Source organism: Acetobacter papayae JCM 25143 (assembly GCF_000613285.1).
Taxonomy (GTDB): domain Bacteria; phylum Pseudomonadota; class Alphaproteobacteria; order Acetobacterales; family Acetobacteraceae; genus Acetobacter; species Acetobacter papayae.
Genome location: NZ_BAIN01000003.1, coordinates 51,681 through 78,189 on the forward strand (window position 1 = coordinate 51,681; position 26,509 = coordinate 78,189).

At 56.5% G+C, this 26,509-nt stretch carries 15 protein-coding genes and 4 pseudogenes; 13 read left to right on the forward strand and 6 right to left on the reverse strand.

Going from position 1 to position 26,509, the window contains the following annotated elements:
* The first annotated feature begins 56 nt into the window (after nt 1–56).
* From JCM25143_RS01630 to JCM25143_RS01650, 5 genes and pseudogenes are all read left to right on the forward strand, one after another.
* On the forward strand, nt 57–860 hold the full coding sequence (locus JCM25143_RS01630; RefSeq protein ID WP_025859800.1) for an urea amidolyase associated protein UAAP1: 804 nt from the start codon (nt 57–59) through the stop codon (nt 858–860).
* A 20-nt stretch (nt 861–880) separates the two neighbouring features.
* Nucleotides 881–1,510, forward strand: coding sequence for an urea amidolyase associated protein UAAP2 (locus tag JCM25143_RS01635; protein ID WP_025859801.1), 630 nt, complete (start codon nt 881–883; stop codon nt 1,508–1,510).
* A gap of 45 nt (nt 1,511–1,555) precedes the next feature.
* Nucleotides 1,556–5,094: pseudogene (gene uca / locus JCM25143_RS15880) on the forward strand (urea carboxylase).
* 61 nt (nt 5,095–5,155) lie between these two features.
* Nucleotides 5,156–6,967, forward strand: coding sequence for an allophanate hydrolase (gene atzF, locus JCM25143_RS01645; RefSeq protein ID WP_025859802.1), 1,812 nt, complete (start codon nt 5,156–5,158; stop codon nt 6,965–6,967).
* 244 nt (nt 6,968–7,211) lie between these two features.
* Nucleotides 7,212–8,180 carry an ABC transporter substrate-binding protein gene (locus JCM25143_RS01650; protein WP_035370325.1) on the forward strand — a complete coding sequence of 323 codons (969 nt, stop codon included), beginning with the start codon at nt 7,212–7,214 and terminating at the stop codon, nt 8,178–8,180.
* Nucleotides 8,181–8,250: 70 nt separating this feature from the next.
* Here the strand turns inward: JCM25143_RS01650 and JCM25143_RS15885 are convergent.
* Nucleotides 8,251–9,563 (reverse strand): annotated as a pseudogene (locus tag JCM25143_RS15885) (PQQ-dependent sugar dehydrogenase).
* A gap of 170 nt (nt 9,564–9,733) precedes the next feature.
* Between JCM25143_RS15885 and JCM25143_RS01660 the strand changes: the two are divergent.
* The 3 genes from JCM25143_RS01660 to glnT all read left to right on the forward strand — a co-directional run bounded on the left by JCM25143_RS01660 (nt 9,734) and on the right by glnT (nt 12,280).
* Nucleotides 9,734–10,750: an alpha/beta fold hydrolase gene (locus tag JCM25143_RS01660; protein ID WP_025859804.1), complete on the forward strand. Its 1,017-nt coding sequence runs from the start codon at nt 9,734–9,736 to the stop codon at nt 10,748–10,750.
* Between the two features lie 148 nt (nt 10,751–10,898).
* A complete protein-coding gene (locus tag JCM25143_RS22565; RefSeq protein ID WP_199897789.1) occupies nt 10,899–11,231 on the forward strand; it encodes a hypothetical protein in 333 nt (110 codons plus the stop codon).
* Nucleotides 11,168–12,280 carry a type III glutamate--ammonia ligase gene (gene glnT / locus JCM25143_RS15890; RefSeq protein ID WP_199897790.1) on the forward strand — a complete coding sequence of 371 codons (1,113 nt, stop codon included), beginning with the start codon at nt 11,168–11,170 and terminating at the stop codon, nt 12,278–12,280. Before JCM25143_RS22565 ends, glnT begins: the two co-directional genes overlap by 64 nt.
* Before the next feature lie 97 nt (nt 12,281–12,377).
* Here the strand turns inward: glnT and JCM25143_RS01670 are convergent, their stop codons facing one another.
* The 3 genes and pseudogenes from JCM25143_RS01670 to JCM25143_RS15900 all read right to left on the reverse strand — a co-directional run bounded on the left by JCM25143_RS01670 (nt 12,378) and on the right by JCM25143_RS15900 (nt 17,169).
* On the reverse strand, nt 12,378–13,013 hold the full coding sequence (locus JCM25143_RS01670; RefSeq protein WP_025859805.1) for a TetR/AcrR family transcriptional regulator: 636 nt from the start codon (nt 13,011–13,013) through the stop codon (nt 12,378–12,380).
* Between the two features lie 246 nt (nt 13,014–13,259).
* Nucleotides 13,260–15,580: pseudogene (locus tag JCM25143_RS15895) on the reverse strand (TonB-dependent siderophore receptor).
* Between the two features lie 342 nt (nt 15,581–15,922).
* Nucleotides 15,923–17,169: pseudogene (locus JCM25143_RS15900) on the reverse strand (serine hydrolase domain-containing protein).
* Between the two features lie 199 nt (nt 17,170–17,368).
* On the opposite strand from JCM25143_RS15900, the gene JCM25143_RS01685 reads away from it, so the two are divergent.
* Both JCM25143_RS01685 and JCM25143_RS01690 read left to right on the forward strand, forming a co-directional pair.
* On the forward strand, nt 17,369–18,316 hold the full coding sequence (locus tag JCM25143_RS01685) for an SGNH/GDSL hydrolase family protein (protein ID WP_035370314.1): 948 nt from the start codon (nt 17,369–17,371) through the stop codon (nt 18,314–18,316).
* 488 nt (nt 18,317–18,804) lie between these two features.
* The gene (locus JCM25143_RS01690) at nt 18,805–20,130 is read left to right on the forward strand and encodes an MFS transporter (protein ID WP_025859807.1); all 1,326 of its coding nucleotides are present in this window, start codon (nt 18,805–18,807) and stop codon (nt 20,128–20,130) included.
* A gap of 168 nt (nt 20,131–20,298) precedes the next feature.
* Here JCM25143_RS01690 and JCM25143_RS20550 read toward each other — a convergent pair whose 3' ends face one another.
* Both JCM25143_RS20550 and JCM25143_RS20555 read right to left on the reverse strand, forming a co-directional pair.
* Nucleotides 20,299–21,426, reverse strand: coding sequence for a methyl-accepting chemotaxis protein (locus tag JCM25143_RS20550; RefSeq protein WP_051542744.1), 1,128 nt, complete (start codon nt 21,424–21,426; stop codon nt 20,299–20,301).
* Nucleotides 21,427–21,440: 14 nt separating this feature from the next.
* Nucleotides 21,441–22,007, reverse strand: coding sequence for a CHASE3 domain-containing protein (locus JCM25143_RS20555; protein ID WP_234394868.1), 567 nt, complete (start codon nt 22,005–22,007; stop codon nt 21,441–21,443).
* A 591-nt stretch (nt 22,008–22,598) separates the two neighbouring features.
* Here JCM25143_RS20555 and JCM25143_RS01700 point away from each other — a divergent pair.
* The 3 genes from JCM25143_RS01700 (at nt 22,599) to JCM25143_RS22575 (ending at nt 26,494) form a co-directional block, all read left to right on the forward strand.
* The gene (locus JCM25143_RS01700; protein ID WP_025859808.1) at nt 22,599–23,699 is read left to right on the forward strand and encodes a hypothetical protein; all 1,101 of its coding nucleotides are present in this window, start codon (nt 22,599–22,601) and stop codon (nt 23,697–23,699) included.
* A gap of 87 nt (nt 23,700–23,786) precedes the next feature.
* Nucleotides 23,787–25,130, forward strand: a complete 1,344-nt coding sequence (locus JCM25143_RS24570) for a hypothetical protein (protein ID WP_199897791.1) — start codon at nt 23,787–23,789, stop codon at nt 25,128–25,130.
* Nucleotides 25,085–26,494, forward strand: coding sequence for an aminotransferase class I/II-fold pyridoxal phosphate-dependent enzyme (locus tag JCM25143_RS22575; protein ID WP_199897792.1), 1,410 nt, complete (start codon nt 25,085–25,087; stop codon nt 26,492–26,494). The genes JCM25143_RS24570 and JCM25143_RS22575 overlap by 46 nt, the downstream gene beginning before the upstream one ends.
* Nucleotides 26,495–26,509 lie beyond the last annotated feature (15 nt).

A 26,509-nucleotide genomic window follows, 5' to 3' on the forward strand; every position in this document is an offset into this window, starting at 1 on the left:
GTGATGTGAAACCCGCTGTGGGCACGGCATTCTTTTCGGATAAAGAGGACAGAACCATGCAGATCGATCAGCAAAGTCCGGAATGGTACCGGGCCCGTTACAACCAGCTGCGTGACCGCGCTCTGGGTGAAGAGCGTGCGGAGCGCTCCGGGCAGGGGTTTATTGCCATGGACGACACGGCTGTACTGCACCGTGAAACCGTGCCGGGCGGGTGGTACTGGAGCACGTTCGTGCCGCGCGGTCAGGCTCTGCGCCTGATCAATACTGCGGGCAACAAGGGTGTGTCCGTCATGCTGTGGAACGCGGATGACCTGAGTGAGCGCTTCAATGCCGGTGATACGCTCAAGCTGCAGTGGACAACCCAGCTTAGCACGGGCCGTGTGCTGTTTTCCGATATGGGGCGCGTTCTGGCCTCTATCATTAACGATACCTGCGGCACGTCCGATACCATCATGGGAGGCAGCACGCCGTCTTCCAACGCGCGTAACTTTGGTAATCCCGCCCTGCGCAACACCCGTAACAACATGCGCCTGATTGCGGGCAAGCATGGGCTGGATGTGCGTGACGTTCCCGCCTGCATCTCGTTCTTTTCCCATGTGAGTGTCGGGGCCGAGGGCGGCCTGTCATGGGTGGATGGTAGCGTGCAGCCCGGCGGTGTGGTGGACCTGCGCGCGGAAATGAACCTCCTTGTCGGGGTGTCCAACTGCCCGCATCCTTTCAGCCCGGACAGCACATTCGCACCCGGCCCCATTGATGTGGTGCGCTGGCAGGCTCCGGCCCCGGCTGCGGATGATTTGTGCCGCACGTTCTGTGAAGAAGCACAGCGCGGCTTCGAGAACACTGACCCTCTTTTCGCCTGATAACCGAAAGGCACGAAATCATGAGCAATGTTTCCTCTTCCGTCGTGCTCGATCAGGTTGTGCCCGCGCGCGCACCCTGGTCTGCGGTGGTGAAAAAAGGCCAGACCCTGCGGATCATCGATCTGGAAAGCCAGCAGGCGGTGGACGCCCTTTTTTATAATGCCAACGCCTATTCCGAGCGCTACAGCGCACAGGAAACGGTGATCGCTCAGGGTTCTGCCTATATTGGCAAGGGCACCGGGCTCTATTCCAACGAAGGGCGTGTGCTGATGACGCTGGTGGAAGACACCTGCGGCCGTCATGACACGCTGGCCGGTGCCTGCAGTTGTGAATCCAACACCGTGCGCTTTGGGCATGAGACAAAATACATGCATGCTTGCCGTGAAAATTTCCTGATCGAAGTAGGAAAATACGGCATGGGCAAGCGCGATATTGTCGGCAATGTCAATTTTTTCATGAACGTGCCGGTTCTGGAAAATGGCGAGCTGGTGATTGACGATGGTCTGTCAGACCCCGGCGGGTATGTTGACCTTCTGGCAGAAATGGACACGCTGGTGGTGTTGTCCAACTGTCCGCAGGTCAACAACCCCTGCAACGGCTTTGTACCCACGCCTATCCGCGTGATTATCAGCGAAGCCGTTCCGGCCTGAAACTGCCGGGGATCCGGCGTGTAAAGTTTGTTGGAAAGACCTGACATGTTCTCGAAAGTTCTGATTGCGAACCGTGGTGAAACCGTCCGGCGTATCGGCCGCACCCTGCGCCGGATGGAAATCGGCTCGGTTGCTGTCTGCTCCGAAGCGGATCGCTTCGCGCCACCCGTTCTTGAGGCAGATGAAGCCGTGCTGATCGGGCCTGCAGCGGTTGCACAGAGCTATCTGAACATGGATGCCATTTTGCAGGCCTGCCGCGATACCGGCGCGCAGGCCGTGCATCCTGGCTATGGTTTTCTGAGCGAACGCGCGGAGTTTGCCGAGCGTCTGGCGGCAGAGGGAATCCGCTTCATTGGCCCGCGGCCCGAGCATATGCGCGCGTTTGGTCTCAAACATACGGCGCGTGCTCTGGCGCAGGAAAATGGGGTGCCGTTGCTGCCGGGTACGGATATTTTGTCCACGGCGGATGATGCGGCGCGTGAGGCTGAGCAGATCGGTTATCCGGTCATGCTCAAAAGCACTGCGGGCGGTGGCGGTATCGGCATGCAGGTCTGTCAGGACGAGGCGGCCCTGCGCACCTGCTTTGAGGCCGTGTCGCGTCTGGGTGGCAACAACTTTGGCGATGCCCGCGTCTTTTTGGAAAAATTCATTGCCAGCGCACGGCATATCGAAGTGCAGATTTTTGGCGATGGCCGCGGCGGTATTCTGACACTGGGTGAACGTGACTGCTCCTTGCAGCGGCGCAACCAGAAGGTGATCGAGGAAACTCCCGGCCCCGGTCTGGATGAAGCTACGCGGCAGGCCCTGCGGCGCGCGGCCAAGGCGCTGTGTGGCGCGGTGCAGTATGAATCAGCCGGAACGGTCGAATTCATTTACGATACCCAGAGTGGCCGCTTCTACTTCCTTGAGGTCAACACCCGCCTGCAGGTGGAACACTGTGTGACCGAAGAAACCTTCGGGGTCGATCTGGTGGAGTGGATGATCCGTCAGGCGGATGGGTCCTTTACCCTGCCTGAGCAGGATAGTCTGGTGCCGGTTGGTGCTGCGGTAGAAGCGCGTATTTACGCCGAAAATCCGGCTGAAAACTTCCGTCCTTCTACCGGGCGGCTGACACAGGTTTCCTTCCCCGCTGGCGTGCGGTGGATGGCTGGGTTGAAACCGGCACGGAAATTACCCCGCATTATGACCCCATGCTGGCCAAGGTGATTGCAACCGGGGCCGATCGGGCGGAGGCGCTGCGTAACCTGCATAACGCCCTGTGCGCGACCCGGCTGGACGGGCTGGAAAGCAATCTTGATTACCTGCGCGCCATTACGGCGCACCCGCAGGTGATCGCAGGGGCCGTGACGACAGGTTTCCTCAACGTTTTCTCCTATATGCCCAACACTATGGAAGTGCTGGCTCCGGGCCTGCAATCCACCGTGCAGGACTGGCCCGGTCGCGTTGGTTACTGGGATGTAGGCGTGCCACCTAACGGGCCGATGGATGACCGTAACTTCCGTCTGGCAAACCGGATTGTCGGGAACGCGCAGGGTGCGCCTGCTCTGGAACTGACAGTTTCCGGGCCGGTGCTGCGCTTCAATGCTCCCGTTACCATCGCGCTGACAGGCGCGCTCATGCCCGCCACACTGGATGGCGAGGTGGTGCCGTACTGGCTGCCGGTGACTGTAAAAGCCGGGCAGGTGCTGGCTCTGGGGCAGATCAAAGGGGCTGGGCACAGAACCTATCTGGCGGTTGCTGGCGGGCTGGATGCACCGCAGTATCTGGGTTCCAGCTCCACCTTCATGCTGGGGCAGTTCGGTGGACATGCCACGGGGCAGCTACGTACGGGCGATGTGCTGCGTTTCCATGCCAGCACCGCGCAGCCCGAGGGTGAAACGGTGCCTGAAGGCGAACGCCCGGTGCTGACCAGCGAGTGGGAAATTGGGGTGCTGTACGGCCCCCATGGCGCACCTGAGTTTTTCCAGCCTGACGATATTGCCGACCTGTTTTCCAGCACTTACGAGGTGCATTTCAACAGTGCGCGCACAGGGGTGCGCCTGATCGGCCCCAAGCCGCGCTGGGCGCGAACCGATGGGGGCGAAGCCGGGCTGCATCCGTCCAATATTCACGATAATGCCTATGCTATCGGGGCTATCGATTTTACCGGCGACATGCCCATTCTGCTGGGGCCTGACGGACCGAGCCTTGGTGGGTTTGTCTGCCCTGCCGTGGTGGTACGCGATGAGTTGTGGAAGCTCGGCCAGCTTCACCCCGGCGACAAGGTGCGCTTTCGCAGGGTGATGCCGCCTGCGCTGTCTCTGCCGTTCCTTTCCGCGCCGGTGGAGGGGGATAACCCCGTGCTGCATCGTTCGGAAGGGACGGTGCCGGTCGTGTATCGTCGGGCGGGTGAGCAGTATCTGCTGCTGGAATTTGGCGAGCCGGTGCTCGATATTCCCCTGCGCCTGCGTGTGCAGCTTATGCTTGAGGCTCTGCGGGCGAAAAACGTGCAGGGTATTGTAGACCTGACACCGGGCATCCGCTCTCTTCAGGTGCATTACAACCCCGACGTACTGCCCCTGCCGGAGCTGATGACGCTCCTGCATGAAATTGAGCAGGCACTGCCCGAGAATGATGATGATATCGAGGTGCCCAGCCGTATCGTAACCCTGCCGCTGTCGTGGGATGACGAGCAGGCGCGTCTGGCCATGCAGCGTTATCAGGAACTGGTGCGGCCCAATGCGCCATGGTGCCCGTCAAACATCGAGTTCATTCGCCGGATCAACGGGCTTTCCTCGATTGAGGATGTGAAGGACATTATCTTCAACGCCTCCTATCTGGTTATGGGGCTGGGCGATGTTTATTTGGGCGCGCCGGTGGCGACACCGGTTGACCCCCGGCACCGTCTGGTCACCACCAAATACAACCCGGCGCGTACATGGACACCCGATAACGTGGTGGGCATTGGCGGCAGCTATATGTGCATTTACGGCATGGAAGGGCCGGGCGGGTACCAGCTCTTTGGCCGTACCATTCAGGTGTGGAACACATGGCGTAGCACGGATGCGTTTGCGCCCGGTCGCCCATGGCTACTGCGCTTCTTTGACCAGATCCGCTTCTACCCTGTCTCGCATGATGAGTTGATGGAAGCACGCGCCGCCTTCCCGCATGGGCGTTTTCCCGTGCAGATCGAGGAAACGACGTTCAGCCTGAAGGCATATCGTGCGTTCCTGAGCGAGCATGAAGAGGAAATCCGTATCGCCAAGGATCGCCAGCAGGCGGCGTATGAAGTGGAGCGGCAGGACTGGATTACCAAGGGGCTGGATACGTTTGAAGAGGAAGTCACCACCCCTCAGGCGGAAGAAAGTGCCCTGCCCGAAGGCCATGCCGCTGTGGATAGCCCGGTGCCGGGCAGCGTGTGGCAGATTCCCGTGGCCGTGGGTGATCGCGTAGCCGTGGGAGATGCGGTGGTCATTATCGAATCCATGAAGACGGAAATGAAGGTGGTTTCGCCCGTCGCGGGTGAGGTGGTGGAAATCCTGTGCCGCAAGGGGCGCGAGGTGCGCGGTGGTGAGCGCGTTATGGTGATCCGCACAGAAAACTAGCACAAACCCATGGCGCGACCTGCTGTCGCGCATGGTGGACAGGGAATCAGGAGAGGGCATCATGACTTTGCCAGCCATGCTACAGATTGATGAAATCCTTGCCGCGTACCGCTCTGGTGCGCTGCGTCCGACCGCGCTGGTAACAGAGGTGCTGGAGCGGGTTGACGCCTATGCCCTCAAGGACCCCGCAGTGTGGATCACCCGTGCGGGGCGCGAAAAGCTTCTCGCCCGTGCGGCGTTTCTTGAAACCCAGCCGGTAGACAGCCTGCCGCTTTATGGTATTCCCTTTGCGGTCAAGGACAATATCGACGTTGCAGGCTACCCCACTACGGCGGCCTGTCCCGATTTTGCCTATGAGCCGCAGGCCAGTGCCGAGGTTGTGGCCCGGCTGGAAGCCGCGGGCGCTATCATGATTGGCAAGACCAATCTTGATCAGTTCGCCACCGGGCTGGTGGGCACGCGCTCACCTTACGGCCAGCCGCATTGCGTGTTTGATGACCGGTACGTCTCCGGTGGTTCCAGCTCCGGTTCGGGTGTTGCTGTGGCAGCGGGTCTGGTTTCGTTCTCGCTGGGGACAGATACGGCGGGTTCTGGCCGGGTGCCTGCGGCTATTAATAATATTGTCGGGCTCAAACCCACACGCGGCGCGCTAAGCTCGACTGGCGTGGTCCCTGCCTGCCTGTCGCTGGATTGTGTGTCCATTTTCGCAACCAGCGTTGCTGATGCCCTGAAGGTGGAGGCGCAGGCCGCCGCGTGGGATGGCGCGGCACCCTATTCACGCCCGATGGCGCACCATGCCCTGCCACAGCAGACCTTCCGCTTTGGTGTGCTGGCAGAAAAAGACCGCTTTTTTGATGGTGATGCCCAGAACGCTGCCCTGTACGAGCAGGCGATCAGCCGGTGCGAGGCCCTTGGCGGCACCGCAGTAGAACTGGATTACACCCCCCTGCGCGAAACAGCGGAACTGCTTTACGGCGGGGCGTTTGTGGTAGAGCGTCTGGCGGCGATAGAGCCTTTCTTTACCGCGCATGAGGCGGCCATGGACCCGACCGTTGCGGGTATTATCGGCTCTGCCAGACGTTATAGTGGTGCGGATGTGTTCCGCGCGGCTTACCGCCAGCATGAATTGCAGCAGGTAGCAGCCGATATGTGGCAGCAGTTCGATGTCATGCTGCTGCCCACCATGCCAAGGATTGTCAGCCGTGAGGAAGTGGCGGCACAGCCGGTAGCGGCCAACAGCCTGCACGGGGTGTATACCAATTTCGTCAATCTGCTGGATATGTCCGCCTGTGCGGTGCCAGCGGCTTTCCGCGATGACGGTCTGCCCTTTGGTGTAACCTTTGTGGCACCCGCTTTTGCCGATCATGATCTGGGCCTGCTGGCCGGGCGTTTCCATGCCGCCAGCCAGACCGGGGCAGGGTTGGCGCGTGTAGCCATTGGTGCAGGTGATGAGGCTCCCCGCCCTGCGGCGGAAGGCACGCTGCGCCTTGCTGTTGTGGGGGCGCATCTCAAGGGGTTGCCGCTGCACTATCAGCTTGAGCAGGAAAACGCCGTTCTGGTGCGCACAACCCGTACCGCACAGGATTACAAGCTGTTTGCCCTGCCTGCCTCCGTACCGCCCAAGCCGGGCCTGTTCAGGCAGCCCGGTTTTGAAGGCCCCGGTCTGGAAGTGGAAATTTACGAACTGTCCGCTTCTGGCTTCGGGCGGTTTGTTGCCTCGGTTCCGCAACCAATGGCTATCGGGCGCATTACCCTTGCAGACGGGCAGGAAGTGGATAGCTTCCTGTGTGCCGAGGCGTTTGCCAGCAAGGGGCAGGATATTACGGAACTGGGTGGGTGGAAGGCCTACCTGAAGACCGTGCAGGCCGGATAAGGCCAGCGAGCTAATACCCCATGGCGGGGGAAGGAGCCACCTGCGCATAGGTGGCCCTTTCCCTGCTGGGGCGAATTGCTCCATGATGGCGTCAGGCCGCCATGGAGGATGGTTTTTCCCGGCAGGTTTGTCGGCCTGTATGGGGGAATGGTTTGTCTATATTGTTCCTTTTACGGAATAACATTGAAGGAGAGTCATGCAGATGAAGACCAAGACCATGGGATCCAGGTTTCGCAACTTTCTCATGACCTGCTGCCTTGTCGCGGTAGGTGGCGTGGCAGGCAGTCTGGCACAGGCCGAGGCCGCGCCGCTCCAGGTTGGTTACAGCGACTGGCCGGGCTGGGTGGCCTGGCAGGTTGCGCTGGACAAGGGCTGGTTCAAGGAAGCCGGCGTGGATGTTTCCTTCCAGTGGTTTGATTATTCTGCCTCGCTTGATGCCTTTGCCTCGGGCAAGCTCGATGCCGTAACCGCTACCAATGGCGATGTGCTGGTAACCGGTTCCGGTGGCCATAAGGGCGTGATCGTTCTGGTGGATGATTATTCCAACGGTAACGACATGATTATCGGTGCGCCGGGTGTGACCAGCGTAAAGGACCTCAAGGGCAAGAAGGTTGGCGTTGAACGCGGTCTGGTGGACCACCTGCTGCTGCTTAACGCCCTGCAGACCGCCGGGATGAAGGAAACCGACATCACGCTGGTTGATACCAAGACCAACGAAACCCCGCAGGTTCTGGCTTCGGGCGATGTGTCGGCCATTGGTGCGTGGCAGCCCAGTGCCGGGCAGGCGCTGCGGCAGGTGCCGGGCTCACGCCCGATCTATACCTCTCATGACGCACCGGGCCTGATTTACGACGTGCTGGCAGTTGACCCGGCAAGCCTCAAGGCCCACCCGGATGACTGGAAAAAGATCGTAGGCGTGTGGAAGCGCGTTGTGGCGTTTATTGAAGACCCCAAGACCCAGCCGGAAGCACTGGAAATCATGTCCCGCCGCGTGGGGCTTGAAGCGTCCAGCTACAAGAAGCTGCTCAAGGGCACGCATCTGCTGACGCTCGAAGACGACGTGAAGGTTTACGAACGGAACGACACGCTGGCTTCCATTTATGGTTCGACCCAGAATGCCGACAACTTCAACGTGAAATACGAGGTCTACAAGACCCCGCAGAACATCGACACCTATATCGACCCGGCTCTGATTCACGCACTGGTCAAATAAGCCTTTTCCTTACAGGATAAGGTCTGGGGCGGGGTTTTATAAACCCCGCCCTTTTTGTTTTGGCAGGGGCTCAGGGCGCTGCTTTGACCTGCCATACAACGCCCCCCACATCGTCTGCCACCAGCAGGGCACCCAATCCATCAACCGTCAGGCCCACGGGGCGGCCATGTGCATGGCTGTCGTCAGGGCTGAGAAAATTCCCGAGCACTTCTGTTGGCGGGGCCATGGGCTGGCCGTCGGCAAAGGGGATGTAAATCACCTGATAACCGCTTTTTGGGCGACGGTTCCATGAGCCATGCTGGGAGATGAAAACCCCATGCCGCCATGTTTCGGGCAGGGCTATGGCATTGGCGGAAAACGCCAGCCCGAGTGAGGCCGTATGTGGCCCAAGCGCGTAATCGGGCACAACGGCGCTGGCCACGAGGTCGGGCCGCTGCGGTTGCACGCGCGTATCCACATGCTGGCCGTAATAGCTGTAGGGCCAGCCATAGAACGCACCGGGCCTGACGGAGGTAATGTAGTCAGGCACAAGGTCACTACCGATTTCATCGCGTTCGTTCACCGCAACCCAGAGCGCGCCGGTCTGGGGTTCCCATCCCAGACCGTTGGGGTTGCGCAGGCCTGTGGCGTAAGGGGTTAGCGCACCTGTTGCCAGTTCGAGCCGGGCGATCTGGCGCGGCCTTCTTCGGCCTCTATGCCGTGTTCGGCCACATTGCTGTTGGAGCCGACCGTAACATACAGAAACCGTCCATCCGGGCTGGCTAGCAGGTTTTTGGTCCAGTGGTGGTTATAGCCTGCAGGCAGGTCGGCCACCTTGGTGCCGGGGTCATGCACGAAGAGTGTGCCCGGCGTGTAGGGAAACGCCACGATGGAATCGGCATTGGCGACATAGAGCGTCTGCCCCACCAGCGCCATGCCAAAAGGGGAGCGCAGATGGTCAAGAAACACCGTGCGTGTATCGGCGGTGCCATCGCCATTCGTGTCCCGTAGCAGAACGATCCGGTCGGGGCTTTTTTCTCCTGCTCCGGCCCAGCCCATGACAAAACGGGCCGCTTTGTTTTTGAGCGTATCGATATCCGTGCCGGGCGAATTGGTTTCAGCCACCAGAATGTCGCCATTCGGCAGGGTATAAAGCCAGCGCGGGTGATCCAGCCCGGTTGCAAAGGCATGAACCGCCAGCCCGCGGGCCGGGTGTGGTGTCTGCTCCTTTTCCCAGCCAACGGGGGTTGCGACATTGATCGTGGGAACCAGCGTGGGGTTGGGGGACGGGAGCGTGGGAGTGGGGCCAAAGCCGCTGGCCAGAGGCAGGCGGGCCTGTTCGGGGCGGGCGATCACCTTCCAGCCTGCAATCGCACCGGCACCGAGCAGGGTGCCAGCGATCATCAGCGTGGCCAGTCGTGTGCGGGGTCTGATGACCATGGGTTTTTCCTGTGTTTCGGGAGTGACGAAAATTCGTTAATCAAACAATTAATAATTGACCTTTCCCCCCCACGAAGCTGAATATCGGGCGTAATCAGACAATACAGCACACAAAGCCGGGGGAACGGGAAAGAATGCAAAGCGGATATTTTTCCTGTGGCGATGTCAGGCTTGCCAGCGGGCAGACCCTGCACGATACGCGACTGGCATGGCGGATGTGGGGCACCCTGTCAGACAGGGCGGATAACTGTATTCTGGTGCCCGCTTATTATGGCGGCAGTACCGGGTCTTATGCCCCGCTAATCGGGCCGGGCAACGTGTTCGACACGGATCGTTACTGCGTCATTACGCCCGGCCTGCTGGGTGCTGGCGAATCCACATCGCCCAGCACGTATGGCGGGGGTGTTTTCCCGCTGGTGGATATGCGCGACAACGTGCGTTGCCAGCGCCGGATGCTGCGTGAGCAGTTCGGGGTAGAAAACCTGCCTCTGGTGGCCGGGTGGTCTTTGGGGGGCATGCAGGCCCTTTACTGGGCGGCCATGTACCCGCAGGCGGTTAGTCGGGTGCTGGCGACCTGTGCCACGGCAAATTGCTGGCCACAGAACAAGGTTTTTCTCGAAGGTATGGAAAGTATCCTGACGGCGGATGCAGGCTATGCCAAAGGCGGGTTTGCCGCCCCCCCTGTGGCGAGCGTGAAAGCATTTGCGCGCAGTTATTGCGGCTGGGCGTATTCCCCCGATTTTTTCCGCACACATGGTTATCGGGAACTGGGTTACCATACGCTGGAGAGCTTTCTGAACTATTGGGAGGAAGATCATCTGGAACAGAATGCGGCTGATCTTCTGGCGGTTCTGCGCACATGGAAATCTTCCTCTTTCCGGCATGGGCCGGGTGATGATGTGCTGGATCTGGCTGATATCACCGCCCGCGTGCTGCTTTTGCCTTCGGTTAATGATGCCTATTTCATTGAATCGGAGGTGAGGATGGAGGCTGCGTGGATCGCGCAGGCGGATGTGTGGCCTCTGGTTACCCGTTACGGGCATTGCGCGGGTGCGCCGGGGCGGTTTGATGAGGCCACGGTGCCGCTAGCCCGTGCTGTAACCAGCCTGCTGGCAGGAGAATCGAGCGAAACGGGCACCGTAAAAGGGTAAAAAACAGTTTTAAAACAAAGACTTGAAAAATTCTGCGTGTGAATCGTCGTTTCTTATTGATTAAACGTTCAATTAATTGATATGCAGGAAACAGAAACGGCGGTTCGTGCAGAAAGCAGCAGAGCGGCACAACAACGGAGAAAAGACAGTGTCAAAGCAATGGATGGTGGATTCCAGCGGTCAGGACATCAAAAGCCTGATGGCCGATATGTCCGAACGCGGCATCAAATACTGCATCGGCGCATATGTTGATATTCACGGGGTGCAGAAGGGCAAGGTTGTGCCGGTGGATCATCTGGCGCACATGGCGGCAGGCTCCGAACGCTATACCGGCTACGCGCTCGATGGTCTGGGCCAGAAGCCCAATGAAGATGAACTGGTTTCCATTCCCGATCTTTCCCACATTGTGCAGTTGCCGTGGGAACCGCTCTGGCCTGGATTCCGTCGGATCTGTCCTTCAAGGGGCAGCCTTACCCGCTGAGCACCCGTGTGGCGCTGAAGAACCAGATCGAAATCGCACGCAGCATGGGTTTTGAGTTCAATCTCGGGATCGAATGCGAAGTTTTCCTGCTCAAGCCGCAGGCCGATGGCTCTCTGGTGCCGTCTGACCCGACGGATAACCTGGTCAAACCCTGTTATGATGTGCAGGGTTTTGTGAACAGCTTCGGCTGGCTGGACAAGGTGGCCTCCTGCATTAATTCGCTGGGCTGGGACCTGTATTCCTTCGATCATGAAGATGCGAACGGCCAGTTCGAGTTCGACTTCAACTATGCCGATGCCCTGACCACCTGCGACCGTCTGACCTTCTTCCGCTTCATGGCCAAGCATTACGCCAAGGAAGAAGGGCTGATCGCAACCATGATGCCCAAGCCCTTTGCCGATAAAACCGGTAATGGCGCGCATTTCAACATGTCGCTGGCTGATCTCAAAACCGGGCAGAACCTCTTCCAGTGCAGCCCGGAGGAAGATCCGCGCGGTATCGGCCTGACCCAGCTTGGCTATTACTTCATCGGTGGTATTCTCAAGCATGGGCGTGCGCTGTGCGCGGCTTTTGCGCCTACGGTCAACAGCTACAAGCGTCTGGTTCGTCGTGGGGCCATGAGCTACTTCTCATGGGCGCCGGTGTTCAACTCTTATGGGTCCAACAACCGTACCAACTCGGTGCGCGTGCCGGCTGGTGGCGGACGTTGCGAATCCCGTAATGCCGATGGTGCGGTCAACCCGTATCTGGCAGCGGCTCTGGTGCTGGCGGCGGGTCTGGAAGGTATTCGCGAAAAGCTCGACCCCGGTGCCCCCAACGAAGACAACCTGTACGAAATTTCCGAACAGGAACGGGCCGAGCGTGGGATCGAGTTCCTGCCCCAGACCCTGCAGGAAGCCGTGGCCGCGTTCGAGGAAGACCCGTTTGTTGAAAGCGTTCTGGGTGCCAGCCTCAAGGCGGAATTCGTGCGCTACAAGCTCGAAGAGTGGAACAGCTACCACCTGAGCATTTCGCCGTGGGAAATCGAGCGCTACGCTTCGATGTTCTAAGCCGGTTTTTCAGGCCGGGCGCTGCCAGTCAGCGCCCAAAAGGCGGCGCGCATCCTTGTGGTGCGCGCCGTTTTCTTTTGTCCGGCTGTGTGCGGTCTCAGGCCTTGAGATGGCTGAGGATGATATCCACCAGATCATCGATGGACTGTCTGTAATCAAAATCAGGGAACATGAAGGAACGGAAAAGACAGCCATCCAGAAAGGTGGAAATGAAGATGGAAATCTGGCGTGCTTCCACGCGGCGGAATTCGCCGCTTTCCATACCCGCTTCGATTGCGCTGTCCAGTATCTCGAACTCTTTTTGATAAAAACGCTGTATGGCTTGGTCCAGCCTGTCTTCACGCTCATGCGTGGTGGCGTAGTCCAGACTGACCTTGGCCAGCTTTTGCAGCATGATGTAGTGGGTGGCGTGTACCTGTATCCACCCTGTAATGGTATCGGTCGGGGTCTTGTTGTCCCGGCTGGCTTCTTCAAAAGTCCTGAGCGCTTCCTGTGTGGCTTTTTCCACGGTTTTGAGGAACAGGTCGGACTTATTGTTGAAGTAATAATAGATCAGCCCGGAATTGATGCCCGTCGAGCGGGATATATCCTTGATCGTAACGGATGAATAATTGTTTCGGGCGAACAGGTCGAGAGATTCCGTCGTCAGCAGGGCGATGGATTCTTCCGGTGCGCGGCGCTTGCGCCGTGTCGGGGCCGCAGAGGTATTCTGCCCGGTTGTCTTGCTCACCATGTCTGTCTGTCCTGATCGGTGCGTGCCGTATCTTTTATCAGATGTGGCTTTCTCCTTGAGCGCTGGCGCAGGCCGCGTCAAGGCTGCAACCTTATACAAACCGGTGTTTTGGCGAAAAACAGGTATCAGGAAAAAATGCGTCTACAGACTGAACGAACTGCGGTGCGTTGCTCTGTATACGATCAATGTGCTCTGGGCCACAGCACAGGGCCGGAGTGCGCCCACAGGGGCACCCCGGCGTGGTGGTTAGAACTCTGCGGAAAAGGTGAAGTGGTAGACACGGGGCAGACCGGCATAGAGGCTTTCCGCCGCATTGCTGGTGGCGCCCGGTGAACCCGTATAGACCGAAGCCCAGTAGCGCTCGTTTGTGGCGTTGCTCACCCCGAAACGGACAACCCACGGAAAGCGGTAAACATGAAAGCCATACCGCGTGCTAGATCCAGCGTGGTGTAGGAACCGACATGCAGGGTATTGGTCAGGTTTGCGGCGCGGTCACCCACATAATGAACATTGGCATTGAACGCCCAGCCAGAGGCAAGCGGCCCCAGAGAGGACGGTAGGCGATAGTCCAGCAGCAGGTTGGCCTGTATTGGGGCTACCCCAACAATTTCCTTGTTGTTGTATTGGGCTGTCTGGCTTCCCACCAGTTCCGCGTCCAGCCAGGTCATGCCTGCCAGAACGGACAGGTTCGGCAGCACTTCGCCGGAAATCTGTGCTTCTACACCGTAATTGCGCTGGGTTCCGATATAGCCATATGTCTGTTTTGTGCAGGTGGTGCCTGTCGAACAGAAGTTACCGGCGTATTGTGATGTCATGCGGAAAGCAGCAACATTGAACTGCATTTTCCCGTAGCGGAGTTTGTAGCCGACTTCATATTCTTCAGGCCGCGCTACCGGGAGTGCCTGATAGGCATTGGTGTTGGAAGCATTGGCCACGGGGCCTGCCTGTACGGAGCGGGCATAGGTAAAATAAAGGGTCTGATTGTCAGTGGGCTTGTACAGCAGGCTGGCAGTGGGGCTGAAAGCCGCCGCCGGAGGGGCCGGGTTTACCTCAGTCAGAGCGCTTTTGTAATTGCGTGCGCTTTTCTGGTCTATCCAGCTCCACGCAAATGTTCCCATAATGGCCCAGTGTTTGTTGAAGGTCATCGTATCACCCACGATGAAGGACTGGCTGGACACAACGCCAGACTGCCAGCGGCCATGGTAATAGGGCTGCGTGCCATCAACCTTGCGGGGGTTGTACATGTTCGCGGGGTCGGCGCTGGTTATGGTATTCTGTGTCGTGCCTGCGGTTGTCGGGTTGTAGGTGCCCATGATGTAACCGTTGGTGCCAATGACCAGATCATGCTTGATGGGGCCGGTGTAAACCCGACCGTTGAAATACGCCATGTTGCTGCCGGTGCGGAAGTCATCCGCAGTGGCGGCTGCTGTTACTGTCTGGGTATAATCACCGGCATTGTTGATGAGTGTGTTGGTGGAAGAGAATGACTGGCGGATGGCGTCCTGATACAGCCCACCCAGTGTAAAGCTCCAGTCCTTGTTGATCTGATGCTTTATCTTGGCAAGGAATGTATTGGTTTCCATGTTGTAGCCGCTCCAGTCCTGCCCCAGATAGGGCTTACTTAGGTCGGGGGCCTCGGGTATGTTGGTAACGGCGGTATTGCTGGAAATACCAAAGCCCGGAGCCAGACCGCGTGCGGCATAGGTGTAGTGGCTGGCATCGAGTTCGATAACGGTTTTATCGTCCAGATGGATGTCAAAATCCGCACTCACCATTTCACGGCGGATCCAGCTGCCTTCCGTATAGGCCGTGCCATCGGCATGGAGCATGTTCAGGCGGTAGCCGAACCAGCCATTTTTGCCGATACGGCCAGAAATATCACCGTTGACCGTGGGGGTGCCAATGGAATCCACACCAACAGAAAGGCGCTCTGTACGGCGGTCTGTCGGGCGTTTGAGCGTGTATTCAAATACACCAGCCGGGTTCTGGGGGCCATACAGGGAGCCCGCCAGCCCGTTAAGAACCTGAAGGTTATCCACCCATTCCGCCGGGTAGGGGGTGGTGGATACGACATTCAGCCCGTCCAGCCGGGAGTTGGAGACCACGTCAGCCTCAAACCCGCGGGACTGCGGGCGCGCTGTGTTGGGGTCGCCTCGGATTTCAAGCTGTACTGATGGCAGATACTGCGCCATGTCATTGATGTTACGGAGCTGCTGGTTGATCACAACATCATGCGGAACCCCCATGACAGAATAGGGCGTATCCAGCGTATCCCGGTTACCCAATGGGCCGAGATAGACGATCTTGTTCATGTATTTGGCACTCGTGCCATCCGCCGCATGGTGGCCATGGACATTGATGGTCTCGCCGTTTGAGCCATCGAGAATGCCAGCAATGGGGGCGGTAGTGGAGGATGCCGGGGCGTTCTGGATTTTTGTTTCAGTTTTGTTGGCAGCAGTATTTTTCACAGCGGGTTGCTGTGTGGAGGGTGCGGCTTGTACTGCTGTTGTCAGAAAAAAAGTGCTGAATGCTGCAGAGGCAAAAAGAAGCTGGTGGCGGCTGGGCATAAACATGGTGGTTTGCCTCTGAAAGGTGATGGTGCGCCCCTTCTGCCGGGCAGGGGGGCGGCTTGTCTATATCTGTTGGGGCATAAACCTATATATGAATGAATATGGACACAGGGTGGTGCAGGAATAACACACTGGGGTTACCGTTAAGAACAAATCGCGGAATTAAAGGTTTTTTCAATAGAAAAAATAGACAGTTTTATAGGGTAACGATTTCTTTGCGGTTCCCCTAAAAATCGCCTCACCTTGCACAAGGCAAGAGTCAAGGTGCTTAAACGGGCGTGCGGAAATGGCTTGTTCCATCAAAGAGTAACGCAGGCCATGGCCTGAAAAGGCTGTCCGTTACTTTTGTGGCAGACCCGGTTGGGAGGGCTGAGCAACGGGTGTCGGAGCTGCTGTGCCGTCATGCAAGGCCAGAGCCGCGGCTGTGGCGATATCGTGCCGCAGGGCAACAATGGATTGCCCGCCGCGTGGGTGCACGCGGTTGGTCAGGATTAGAACAAAGCTGCGTGTGTCAGGAACCATCCAGAGGGATGTGCCGGTAAAGCCTGTATGCCCAAATGAATTTTTTGGAAAATAATCGCCACGGGGCGTTGAGTAATGTGTGGCAATATCCCACCCCAGTCCTCGCAGGTCTGTCTTGCCCGAAGGCTGCTGCGGGGTGGACATCAGGCGTAGCGTGCGGGTCTGTAATGGAAAAGGACTTGCAAGCCCCGCGCGTTTGTCGAGAAGCGCCTGAGTGTAGCGGGCCATGTCCTGTGCGCAGGAAAATAATCCGGCATGCCCGGCAACGCCTCCCATGCGGCGGGCCGTGGGGTCATGAACGACCCCTTGCAGCATGGTGCCGTTTTCATCGTACTGGGTGGGGGCTATGGCCGGGGCGGCTTCCGGGTGGGGCAGAAACATCGTGCGGTGCAGGGCCAGTGGTGCAAAAATATGCCGTGCTGCATAGGCGGCTAGTGAGAGCCCGCTCAGCCTTTCAACAATAAGCCGAGTGTGATGAAGTTGATGTCACTATAGACAAACCGCTCCCCCGGTGAGCTGGTCGGGTGGCTGTTCATAACCAGTCGGACAGCCTGTTCATGTCCCTGCCACGGCGTATCAAGTGGCAGATCAGGGGGGAGGCCTGAATAATGGGTCAGCAATAACCGCAGGGTAATATCCTGCTTACCCTGCGCCTCAAAGCCGGGCAGGTAGCGCCAGGCTGGTGTATCCAGATCCAGCAGGCCTCGTTCCTGTAACTGCATAATGGCGGGGGCTGTTACCAGAACCTTGGTGAGCGATGCCATGTCGAACAGGGTGGACCAGAGCATGGGGGCCGGGGTTGGTAACAGCGCGCTCTGGCCGAATACACCGCGCCATACGACCTGCCCCTGATCGCCAATGGCGGAGACCGCACCGGGAACCAGCCCGCTTGATACGGCGTTTTCAAACAGGTGGTTTACGGCGGAAAAACACTCCGCAGGTATAGCGGCGCAGGCCTGTGGTCGCAGAAGCGGCAAGCCTGATCCGAGGCAGGCCACGGCAAGGCCATTCCGTACAAAGGCCCGACGGCTATGGGGCTGGGTAAACGGAAAGGCTGTGGGCATGCGAACTCCGGCAGGCTGTATGGGGCGGGGGTATTATACGTGGTTTTGGGCCGTAACGAAGGCTGTAATGGCAGGGGCCGGGCAGGGGGCGGCAAGTGCCTCAAAAACGGACACGGGTAAGGCGATTATATTCTAGCATTGTGAAAATTGAATCATGCAGGGTGAAGGGTGATCCAGAACATGACACGGAGCCGCGTTCATGCGTAGAAGCCTTTCCCGATTGTGTTTGGTTGCCGGTGTGGCCCCCCTGCTTTTGCTCGCGCCAGCAAGGGCGGCTGAACCCACAGTCAAAGCACTCTATGTTTTTGGTGATAGTTACAGCGATAACGGGGCGGCCCGAGCCCTGTCGCTGGAGGCAGTTAAGGCGAAAGTGCCGCAGGCAAGTGTTCTGCCTGCGGAAGAGAGTGCGGGTCTTTACTGGAATGGCCGCTGGAGCAACGGCCCGACCGCAGTTGAAGATCTGGCGCATGCGCTGGGGGCTCACCTGACAGATTTTGCCGTTGGTGGTGCCCGGTGCGGTAGCGGTAATTACTACACATGGCTTGATGGATGGCGCGATAGCGGTTTGCGCGGACAGGTTCTGTCCTTTGTCGCGCGGGAGCAGAAGCTGGATGCGAAGGCCCTGTATGTTTTGGGGGCCTCGGCCAATGATTTCTTTCTGCATACCGATATGGCTTCGCCTGCAACACTGGGAGAAATAGCTCAGAGCTGTGCGCAGGACATGAAAGATGCAGTACAAATCCTGCATGATCATGGTGCGAGGAATTTTCTTGTTCTTGGGGCTTATAATCTCGATCGTGTTCCCGCTGTTGCACAGGACGCCCATGCGGCGGCGGAGGCCCGGACATTTGTTGCGGATTATGACCGCATAACCCAACAGGCTCTGGCTCCTATTGCTGCGGAATCCGGTGTGCATCTCATCTGGTTTCCATGGAGTAGCGTCGTGGAAAGCCTGATGGCCGATGCACAGGGCAGTCATTTGGCGGATATAACGCATCCCTGCCAGCCAACCCAGCCTGCACCGGGTAAAGTGTGTGCTGCACCGGATACGGCATTGTGGTGGGATGAATACCACCCAACCCGGCATGTTCATGCCCTGATCGCGCAGCGGATGTTTGAAACCCTGCGCCAAAATATGCAAAAGTAATAAATATAGGAATAATCATAAAGGGTCGGAAAAAGCGTTCAGGATAACGGCGCTTTTTTCGGCTCTTTTTTGGGTGGGGGCTGGCACGCCTGCGCATGGATCGATACGGCGTGAGATCAATAACAATATCCGTTTGTTCTTAAAAAATGTTTTTTGTATTTGTAAAATAAAAATAACATAAATGCTCTATAGTAAAAAATAATAAATAAACTTATCAGGCATATTTGATCATTATTTGATTCTTATTTATAAATAAGTACTATAAAATATGAAGATAAATGGTTGAAATTGTGTTTTTTATCTGTTAGAAAACTCCACAGGCACCAAGAATCATTGTGCTAATATTTTCGTGGCGCGTGGCCTTTGCCCGCGTGTTTATCCAAATGTCCCCAAGCGCTCTCGTAGGGGACATGCACGGCGCAGCCTTTTTCCATTTTCAGGGCCATGGATGCCTGCGGGCTGCTGTCAGGTTTCAGGGAGATTGTGTCTTGTCAGAGACTTCCTCCAGCCCTTCGTCGCGTGGACTGGCTGGCCTGCTTGGTATTCCTCAAGCTCTTTTCTTTGGTTTTGTCGGTCTACTGCTCTTTATGGTCGGTGATGGTGTTGAGGCAGGGTATCTTGATACCTATATGCTCCACCACGGCCACACACAGGGCGATGTCAATCTGATGTTCACCACCTATGGTGTAACCGTCATGATTTCAGCATGGCTGGCCGGGCCGTTATCCGACCTTTATGGCCCACGCCGCACAATGTGGGCTGGCCTGCTTTTGTGGGCTGTACTGGAAGTCGGGTTTCTTTCATTCGGCCTCGGGCCGGATAACCTGTCCATGACCCTGCTGTTCTACACCCTGCGTGGCTTTGCCTATCCGCTTTTTGCCTACGGGTTTCTGGTGTGGATTGCAGCGGCAACGCCTGCGCGCATGCTGGGCTCGGCCGCAGGCTGGTTCTGGTTTTCCTTTTCCGCAGGCCTGCCCACGCTTGGTTCACAGTTTGCGCGCTACACCATTCCCGTGATTGGAGAACTCGCCACGTTCTGGTGTTCTCTGGGGCTGGTGATTGCAGGCGGCCTGATTGCTCTGCTGTTTGTGCGCGAGCCTACGGGTAGCCGTCCTCTGGCTCGGGGGGATGTGGATCGCAAAGCTATTTTCTTTGGTTCGATCAGCATCATGTGGCGGGAGCCAAAAACGCTGGTTGCCGGGATTATCCGCACGGTCAATACCTCTTCGGAATACGCATTTCTGGCAATCATGCCTGCGTTTTTTGTTGATCAGCTTCATTTTTCGCAGGGGCAGTGGTTGGATCTTCTGTCCATTATCTTCCTTGGCAACATCCTCTTCAATCTTGTCGCGGGCATGCTGGCGGACCGTCTTGGACACCGTTTTGTGGTGGCCGTGGGCGGGTGTCTGGGTTGCTGCGTGACCATTCCGCTGTTTTACTATGTGCCGCTCTGGTACCCGGGTAATTTCACGCTGGCTATTCTGGCGGGTTTTGTTTACGGCGGAACGGTTGCGGCCTTTGTGCCCATGTCAGGTCTTATGCCGCTGATCTGCCCCAAGGAAAAAGCCGCAGCCTTGTCTATTCTGGGGCTGGGTGCAGGGGCCAGTACATGGTTTGGCCCTGCTGTGGTTGGCGTGTGTGAGTCCACCTTCGGGATGGGGATGGAAGGCGTGATCTGGACTTTTGTCGGCCTCTATTTCCTGTCAGCTATCCTGACGATCTGCTTGCGGATTTCGCCTGAAGCGCGCCGGCATACGCAGATGATGGAACGTCGTGCCAGCCGGGATGAGGAAGCTCAGGGGTGTGTTGCCTGATACATTTCGGACTCTGGAAATAATGCTGCTCAAAAATCATGATGGCGCATAATACCATCGGTTTTTGAGGAGCATGCCGGGCTTCATATATGGCGACATGGCCACCCGATATAAGCACGGGTGGGCATGTCGCCATTATTGTTTTCTATGTTTTGAAATGCAGCCGTTTCAGTGGCTGTTCTGGGCCAGTTCAAACTGTCGAACCAGTTTCTCCAACTCGCCGGCCTGCATGGCCAGTGTATGGCTGGCTGCCGCACTTTCTTCCGCTACGGCCGCATTCTGCTGGGTAGTCTGTTCCATGCTGCTTACGGCAACGTTGAGCTGCGTAATGCTGGTTGCCTGATCATCCGCAGCGCCAGCAATATTGGAAATCAGGTCACTGATTGTGTTGACCTGCGCCACAATGCGATGAAGCACGTCGCCCGTTTCCACAACGGAAGACACGCCCGCCTTAACCTGTTCTCCAGAGCTGGAAATAAGGGCGGAAATATCCTTTACCGCTTCAGCGGATTGGTGTGCCAGATTGCGCACTTCCCCCGCGACAACCGCGAAACCGCGCCCCGTTTCTCCCGCGCGTGCGGCCTCTACACTGGCGTTCAGGGCGAGGATATTTGTCTGAAATGCGAGGCTGTTGATCATATCCACAATTTTTGAGATGGACTGAGAGGACTGATCAATGCGGGTCATGGCTTCTATGGCCCGGTTCACTACATCCTCGGCATGTTCTGCATCCGAACGGGATGTTGTCACCACCCGGTGCACGTTCTGTGTGTCTTCGGTTGTTTTCTGCACACGCTGCGTAATCTGCATCAGGGCTGCTGAGGTTTCTTCCAGAGTTGCAGCCTGCTGTTCTGTCCGGCGGGAAAGATTATCGGCAGCAGTCGCCAGCTCTGCCGTGGAGTTGCCGATACTGTAAGCAGAGCCGGAAACGGAGAGTAGTGTGTTCCCCAGTTGCTCAACCGAGAGGTTGAAGTTCTCGCGCAGGGGTTCCAACTCCGCGGAGAACTGGGTCCGGATCTGGATTGTTAGATCACCTGCCGCCATTTTCTGTAATCCGCCAGCCAGACTGTCCGTGGCCAGTTTCAGTTGGCGTGCGGCTTCTTCTGTCCGTTCCTGTGCTGCCTGTCGTTCGGCTTCCTGCTGGCGGCGTGTCTGTGCGGCTTCCTGTTCCAGCAGGGCTTTATCAATGGCGGCTTGCCGGAAGACCTCAACAGTCCCCGCCATCGTCCCAATTTCATCATGCCGATCTGTGCCGGGCACGCTCACGCCTGTATTGCCTCCAGCCAGCACACGCATGACGGCCGTGAGTTTTACAACCGGTGCTGCGATCGAGCGTACCAGCCCATGCCCACAAGCACCGAGAGCAGGGTGGTCAGGCCACCGCCTATGGCGAGAGTCAGTCCGCCAGTCTGGAATGCGGTATTCGCAGCCTGTGTGCGCTGGACCACGACAGCCTGTTCCTGCTGATCCAGCTTGCCAATAATGTTACGGATATCCGTGAGCCTAGCCGTGCTGGCGATTTCTGTGCGTGTCTGGTTCAGCAGGGCGGGGTTGGACATGGCGGCGACGGTTTTTGCCATCTCATCATTGAAAACTGTTATCGCCTGCCGGAGCGCTGCAAGTTCACTCTGGACGGTTTCAGGCGGGAGAACTGCTTCCAGAGTGGCAAGGCGTTGCGGCACAGAAGCCTGATACTCGTCGATACGGGTGATGAACTGTTTATTCGCGCTGGAGACATAGCCGCGCATGGCGTTCTGGCTTTCAACCAGCGTGTTCAGCAGGTCGTTAACCGTGTTGATGGTCTGATGCGCCTGATCGCTTTCCAGCTTGGCATTGCGGATCTGCCCGAGTGACGTGAACACGACAACAGAAAACAAGAAAACGGTTGCCACGACGAGGGAAAAAGAAACAATGATTTTCCCGGATATACGAATGTTCTTGAGCATTTAGATCTCGGATGCAGCGAATTAAAACCAGACGTTAAGGTATATAGCGCAGGAATCTTAAGTTAAAGTGCGCTGTTACAACTATGGTGCATCACGCTGGCAATGTTGCCTGAAAAGCACCTGAAACCCGTAACGATCCGTAATTGGCCGGGGTGATGCTGCATGGTCTTGTCCCCCACAACGCAGGGCGGACGAACGGCTGAGTGCCCGATAACGCTGTTAAGATGATATCGGGCCGATCTCACCGGATCATCGTGTGTCATGACAGGATACACAATCCTGCCTCGCGCAGCATGGCAGGCTTCGCAAGGCTGCAGTGGGGCATATGGCTGGGGGTTTTAAAGCTGCCATTTCAGGGGGCAGTGCGGCAGCACCAAGCGACATTACCCTTTGGTTTCTTATCATACTGCGCTGATTCTGCTCCGCTAACAGTGTGTGAGAGTGTAAGTTTATTTAGAAAAAATTAGATATTATCGATTACCGTCAGAGCCGATGAAAAAAATACGGCTTAGAGGGTAAGAAATGAGACGTGTAGCACTTAAAATATTGTCTCTCTCTCTTTTGCCCTTTCTGAGTGGATGTTACAGCCTAGGAAATTATCGATTAGGAAAAGATCAGGATCAGTATTCAACATCCATCATAGAATCGAATAAAAAACAGACATTAATGAATCTTATCCGCCTGCGGTATGCGGATACGCCCGGCCTGCTGGATACCACGCAGTTGATATCAGGTTATCAGTTGCAGCGTAGCGCTTTTGTCGGTGTTGCTTCTGATACATTCCCAATCAGACCAAATGGTGGTCTGGCAGCGCAGTTGCAGGAAAGTCCAACCTTTACCTTCCAGCCTGTAACGGGTGATGCCTACGCACATAGTTTCCTGCGCCCGTTGCCCCCGGCCACGTTGCTACCTTTGGCTATGGGGGGACTGCCGATAGATGTTCTGCTGCGGCTTTCCGTGCAGTCAATCAATATGATGAGTAACAATCGACCATTTTCGCGTAATAAAGGCGATATAGACGATCATATTGATCCAAAAATTGATAATTTTTTCGAACTTATTCACGATCTCCGCCTGCTTCAGGCTGCTGGTCTTCTGGGGATTCAGATACAGCAGGTGGCTGATCCATCAGGTAAGTCAGCAGCGACCAATCATGTTTATCTCAGCATTTCCTCAACCGGTGATCCTGTATTGCTGGATGTTGTTAGAAAAACGAGAGAACTGCTCAATTTTTCTCCAAAATATGATCGCATGGAAGTGGTTTATGGCGTAGGCGAGCCACGGCCGGGAGAGATCAAAATACTGAGCCGCAGCATGCTCAGCATTCTGGGGCAGGTCGCTTATCAGATTCAGGTTCCTGATGATGAAGTGACATCAGGTAGCACGACCTCACATGTGGATGTGTCTATTCATCAGGAAGACAGGTCGCTTATTACCGTTCACTCCAGTCATGATGAGCCAAAACAGGCATTTGTGTCTGTTTTCTATGACAATTATTATTACTGGATTGATAAAAGAGATTTTGAAAGCAAGCTGGCTTTTACTATCACGCAAATGCTTTTCGAACTGTCGAAGACATCACAGACGCCCGGTGCGCTCGTGACCATTCCAGTCAGCAAATAGCCCCATGCTTCACGCCTGAAGAATCACAAAGACAGAATGCGATCAGCACCCTGCGGCTGATTTCGCCATGGAAAGAGGAAACGTGCCATGACTGACTCCGTGCCGTCCAAAGAGATGCCGCATTCTCTTATAAGTTCCGCATTGGCTACACCTGCCCTGCGTGCTGATCGCTGGCTTTCAGTCCTGTCCCTTGCCCGGACATGGGCGGATTCCCATAAGGACGAAACAAAGGCTGCTCTGGTTAAGGCGCTGGCCGACCTCAAGGCTGTTGAGCGTTTTTTCGCTTATCCGGGTGTAGCCCTGCTCGATCGTTTGAATGGCTGGCTGGATGATGACGATGCCAGGGCATTCCTGCGCCTTGCTCAGCGTATTTCTACAACCATCATCTCGAAAAAATATCACCGGGATGTCGGCGCATGGAATGTCGAGGAGCTGGAAGATGAGCCGCTCAATCGTCTGCCGCAGGCCATCACACATGTTAAAAGTCGGCCGTATTTTGAAGTGTTGAGCGTTGTGCCGCACTCTCCGGCGCGCTGGCGGTTGATTCAGGAAGAAGTCGCCGGCGTCCGCAGGCCAGAGGATGACTTCATTTATCAGGCGGTTATTGTCGGCAATGCGCCTGACGCGTTGACAGCGATCCTGCTTAATCCCGATATTGGGGCGGTTGTGCTTTATGAGGGCTTTGCCGCAGAAGGGGGAGAGACCAACCCGCTTCTCGATGTCTTCCGCAATATCATCGATATCTCCCCGACGGGTGATGATGAAGTTCAGGTCATCCGGCTTGCTCAGGCTATCCGAAAAATTCGCCCTGAACTCGATATCTATCTGTTGAGTGATAGAAATATCGAAACTTTGGCCGGGCGCCCTGAAATCCGTATCATCAATCGGATTTTCTATCAGATGGAAGAGCCGCTGGAACTGCATCTGTCCATTATCGAAGGGATACGCAAGCGCTACAGAACGCCCTTTTTCGATAACCTCAAGCGTTATGCCCAACGCCCTATTGCGACATTCCATGCCCTGCCGATCGCCCGGGGGAAGTCCGTTTTTACGTCCAACTGGATCAGCGATATGGGCGAGTTTTACGGCCCCAACCTGTTTCTGGCGGAAAGCTCGGCAACAACCGGCGGGCTGGATAGCCTGCTTGAGCCGACAGGGAACATCAAGGAAGCGCAGGATATGGCCGCGCGCGCCTTTGGTGCGGATCATGCGTTTTTTGTTACCAACGGCACCTCAACCAGCAATAAGATGGTGCTACAGGCGCTACTTGCCCCCGGTGATATCGTTATCCTTGATCGCAACTGCCATAAATCGCACCATTACGGGTGTGTGCTGGCTGGGGCCCAGCTTACTATGTCGAGGCATTCCCGCTCATTGAGTATTCAATGTATGGCGGCGTACCCCTGCGGACCATCAAAGAGGCCCTGCTAAAGCTGAAAGCACAGGGCGAGCTGCATCGTGTAAAAATGGTTGATCTGACCAATTGCACGTTTGACGGTCATGTTTACGATACCCGTAGGGTCATGGAAGAATGTCTGGCGATTAAGCCCGATCTCATTTTTCTCTGGGATGAAGCGTGGTTTGGTTTCGCGCACTGGTCACCTTTGTTGCGGCAGCGTACGGCCATGGGGGCCGCCGCTGTGTTGACGGAAGAGCTGGCAAAGCCAGAAGCCGTAACAGCATGGGAAGAGCAGCAGAAAGCACTGGGTGACAGCCCTTCAGAGGATGTCCTGCTGGCCACGCGGCTTGTGCCAGACCCCCGTGCAGTGCGATTGCGCATTTATCAGACAAACTCCGTGCACAAATCCATGTCTGCCCTGCGTCAGGGATCAATCGTTCTGGTGAAGGACGTTGATTTCGAGCATGTGGAATCCCAGTTTCACGAGGCGGTGTTTACGCATGCCTCCACAAGCCCGAACCAGCAGATTATTGCTTCTTTGGATGTTGCGCGCAGGCAGATGCAGCTTGAAGGGTATGGCCTGGTTGCCAACGCTTTGCAGATTTCTCTAGAAATTCGGCGGCAGATTAACAGTCACCCGATTATCTCGAAATACTTCAAGGTGCTCAGCAATGCCGAGATGATCCCGGATTCATTCAGGCAGTCGGGGCTTGATGATTATAATGACCCCGATATCAGCTGGGGGAAGGCCATCCAGTCGATCAGGGATGACGAGTTTCTGCTGGACCCGACCCGGATGACCTTGTCGTGCGGGCATGCCGGATTTGATGGAACAACCTTTAAAAATATTCTGGCTGAAAAATTCAATATCCAGCTTAACAAGACCTCACGAAACAGCATTCTGCTCCAGTCCAATATCAACAATACCCGCAGCGATATTGCTCTGCTTATTCGTGTGCTGGTTGATATTGCGATGGATCTGGAAACAAAAATTACCGAAAATGGAGAGGGTTATCGTACGGTATTCGCGCAGCAGGTGCGCGAACTGGTTGACGACCTGCCAAAGCTGCCCAATTTCAGTTGCTTTGATGACCGTTACCGGGAAGATGCGACGGCTGACACCCTGCATGGTGATATTCGGCGCGCCTTTTACGATGCCTATAAAGAGGCAGAGTGCGAATACCTTGCTCTGGATAGTCAGGAGCTCGACAAGCGGCTCCAGTCAGGCCCTACACTTGTTTCAGCCAATTTTGTCATTCCCTATCCGCCGGGCTTCCCGATTATGGTGCCGGGACAGGTGATTACACAGGAAATCGTGGACTTCATGCGTAAGCTGGACGTGAAGGAAATCCACGGTTTCAACAAGGCTCTGGGGCTTAAACTGCTCAAGCGTTAAGCCGGGACGCGCCGT

Bases quoted from the DNA above. Each gene is read 5' to 3' on its own strand.
- JCM25143_RS01630 (WP_025859800.1), top strand. From the start codon at position 57: ATGCAGATCGATCAGCAAAGTCCGGAATGGTACCGGGCCCGTTACAAC.
- JCM25143_RS01635 (WP_025859801.1), top strand. From the start codon at position 881: ATGAGCAATGTTTCCTCTTCCGTCGTGCTCGATCAGGTTGTGCCCGCG.
- atzF (WP_025859802.1), top strand. From the start codon at position 5,156: ATGACTTTGCCAGCCATGCTACAGATTGATGAAATCCTTGCCGCGTAC.
- JCM25143_RS01650 (WP_035370325.1), top strand. From the start codon at position 7,212: ATGACCTGCTGCCTTGTCGCGGTAGGTGGCGTGGCAGGCAGTCTGGCA.
- JCM25143_RS01660 (WP_025859804.1), top strand. From the start codon at position 9,734: ATGCAAAGCGGATATTTTTCCTGTGGCGATGTCAGGCTTGCCAGCGGG.
- JCM25143_RS01670 (WP_025859805.1), bottom strand. From the start codon at position 13,013: ATGGTGAGCAAGACAACCGGGCAGAATACCTCTGCGGCCCCGACACGG.
- JCM25143_RS01685 (WP_035370314.1), top strand. From the start codon at position 17,369: ATGCGTAGAAGCCTTTCCCGATTGTGTTTGGTTGCCGGTGTGGCCCCC.
- JCM25143_RS20550 (WP_051542744.1), bottom strand. From the start codon at position 21,426: ATGCGTGTGCTGGCTGGAGGCAATACAGGCGTGAGCGTGCCCGGCACA.
- JCM25143_RS01700 (WP_025859808.1), top strand. From the start codon at position 22,599: ATGAGACGTGTAGCACTTAAAATATTGTCTCTCTCTCTTTTGCCCTTT.
- JCM25143_RS24570 (WP_199897791.1), top strand. From the start codon at position 23,787: ATGACTGACTCCGTGCCGTCCAAAGAGATGCCGCATTCTCTTATAAGT.
- JCM25143_RS22575 (WP_199897792.1), top strand. From the start codon at position 25,085: ATGTATGGCGGCGTACCCCTGCGGACCATCAAAGAGGCCCTGCTAAAG.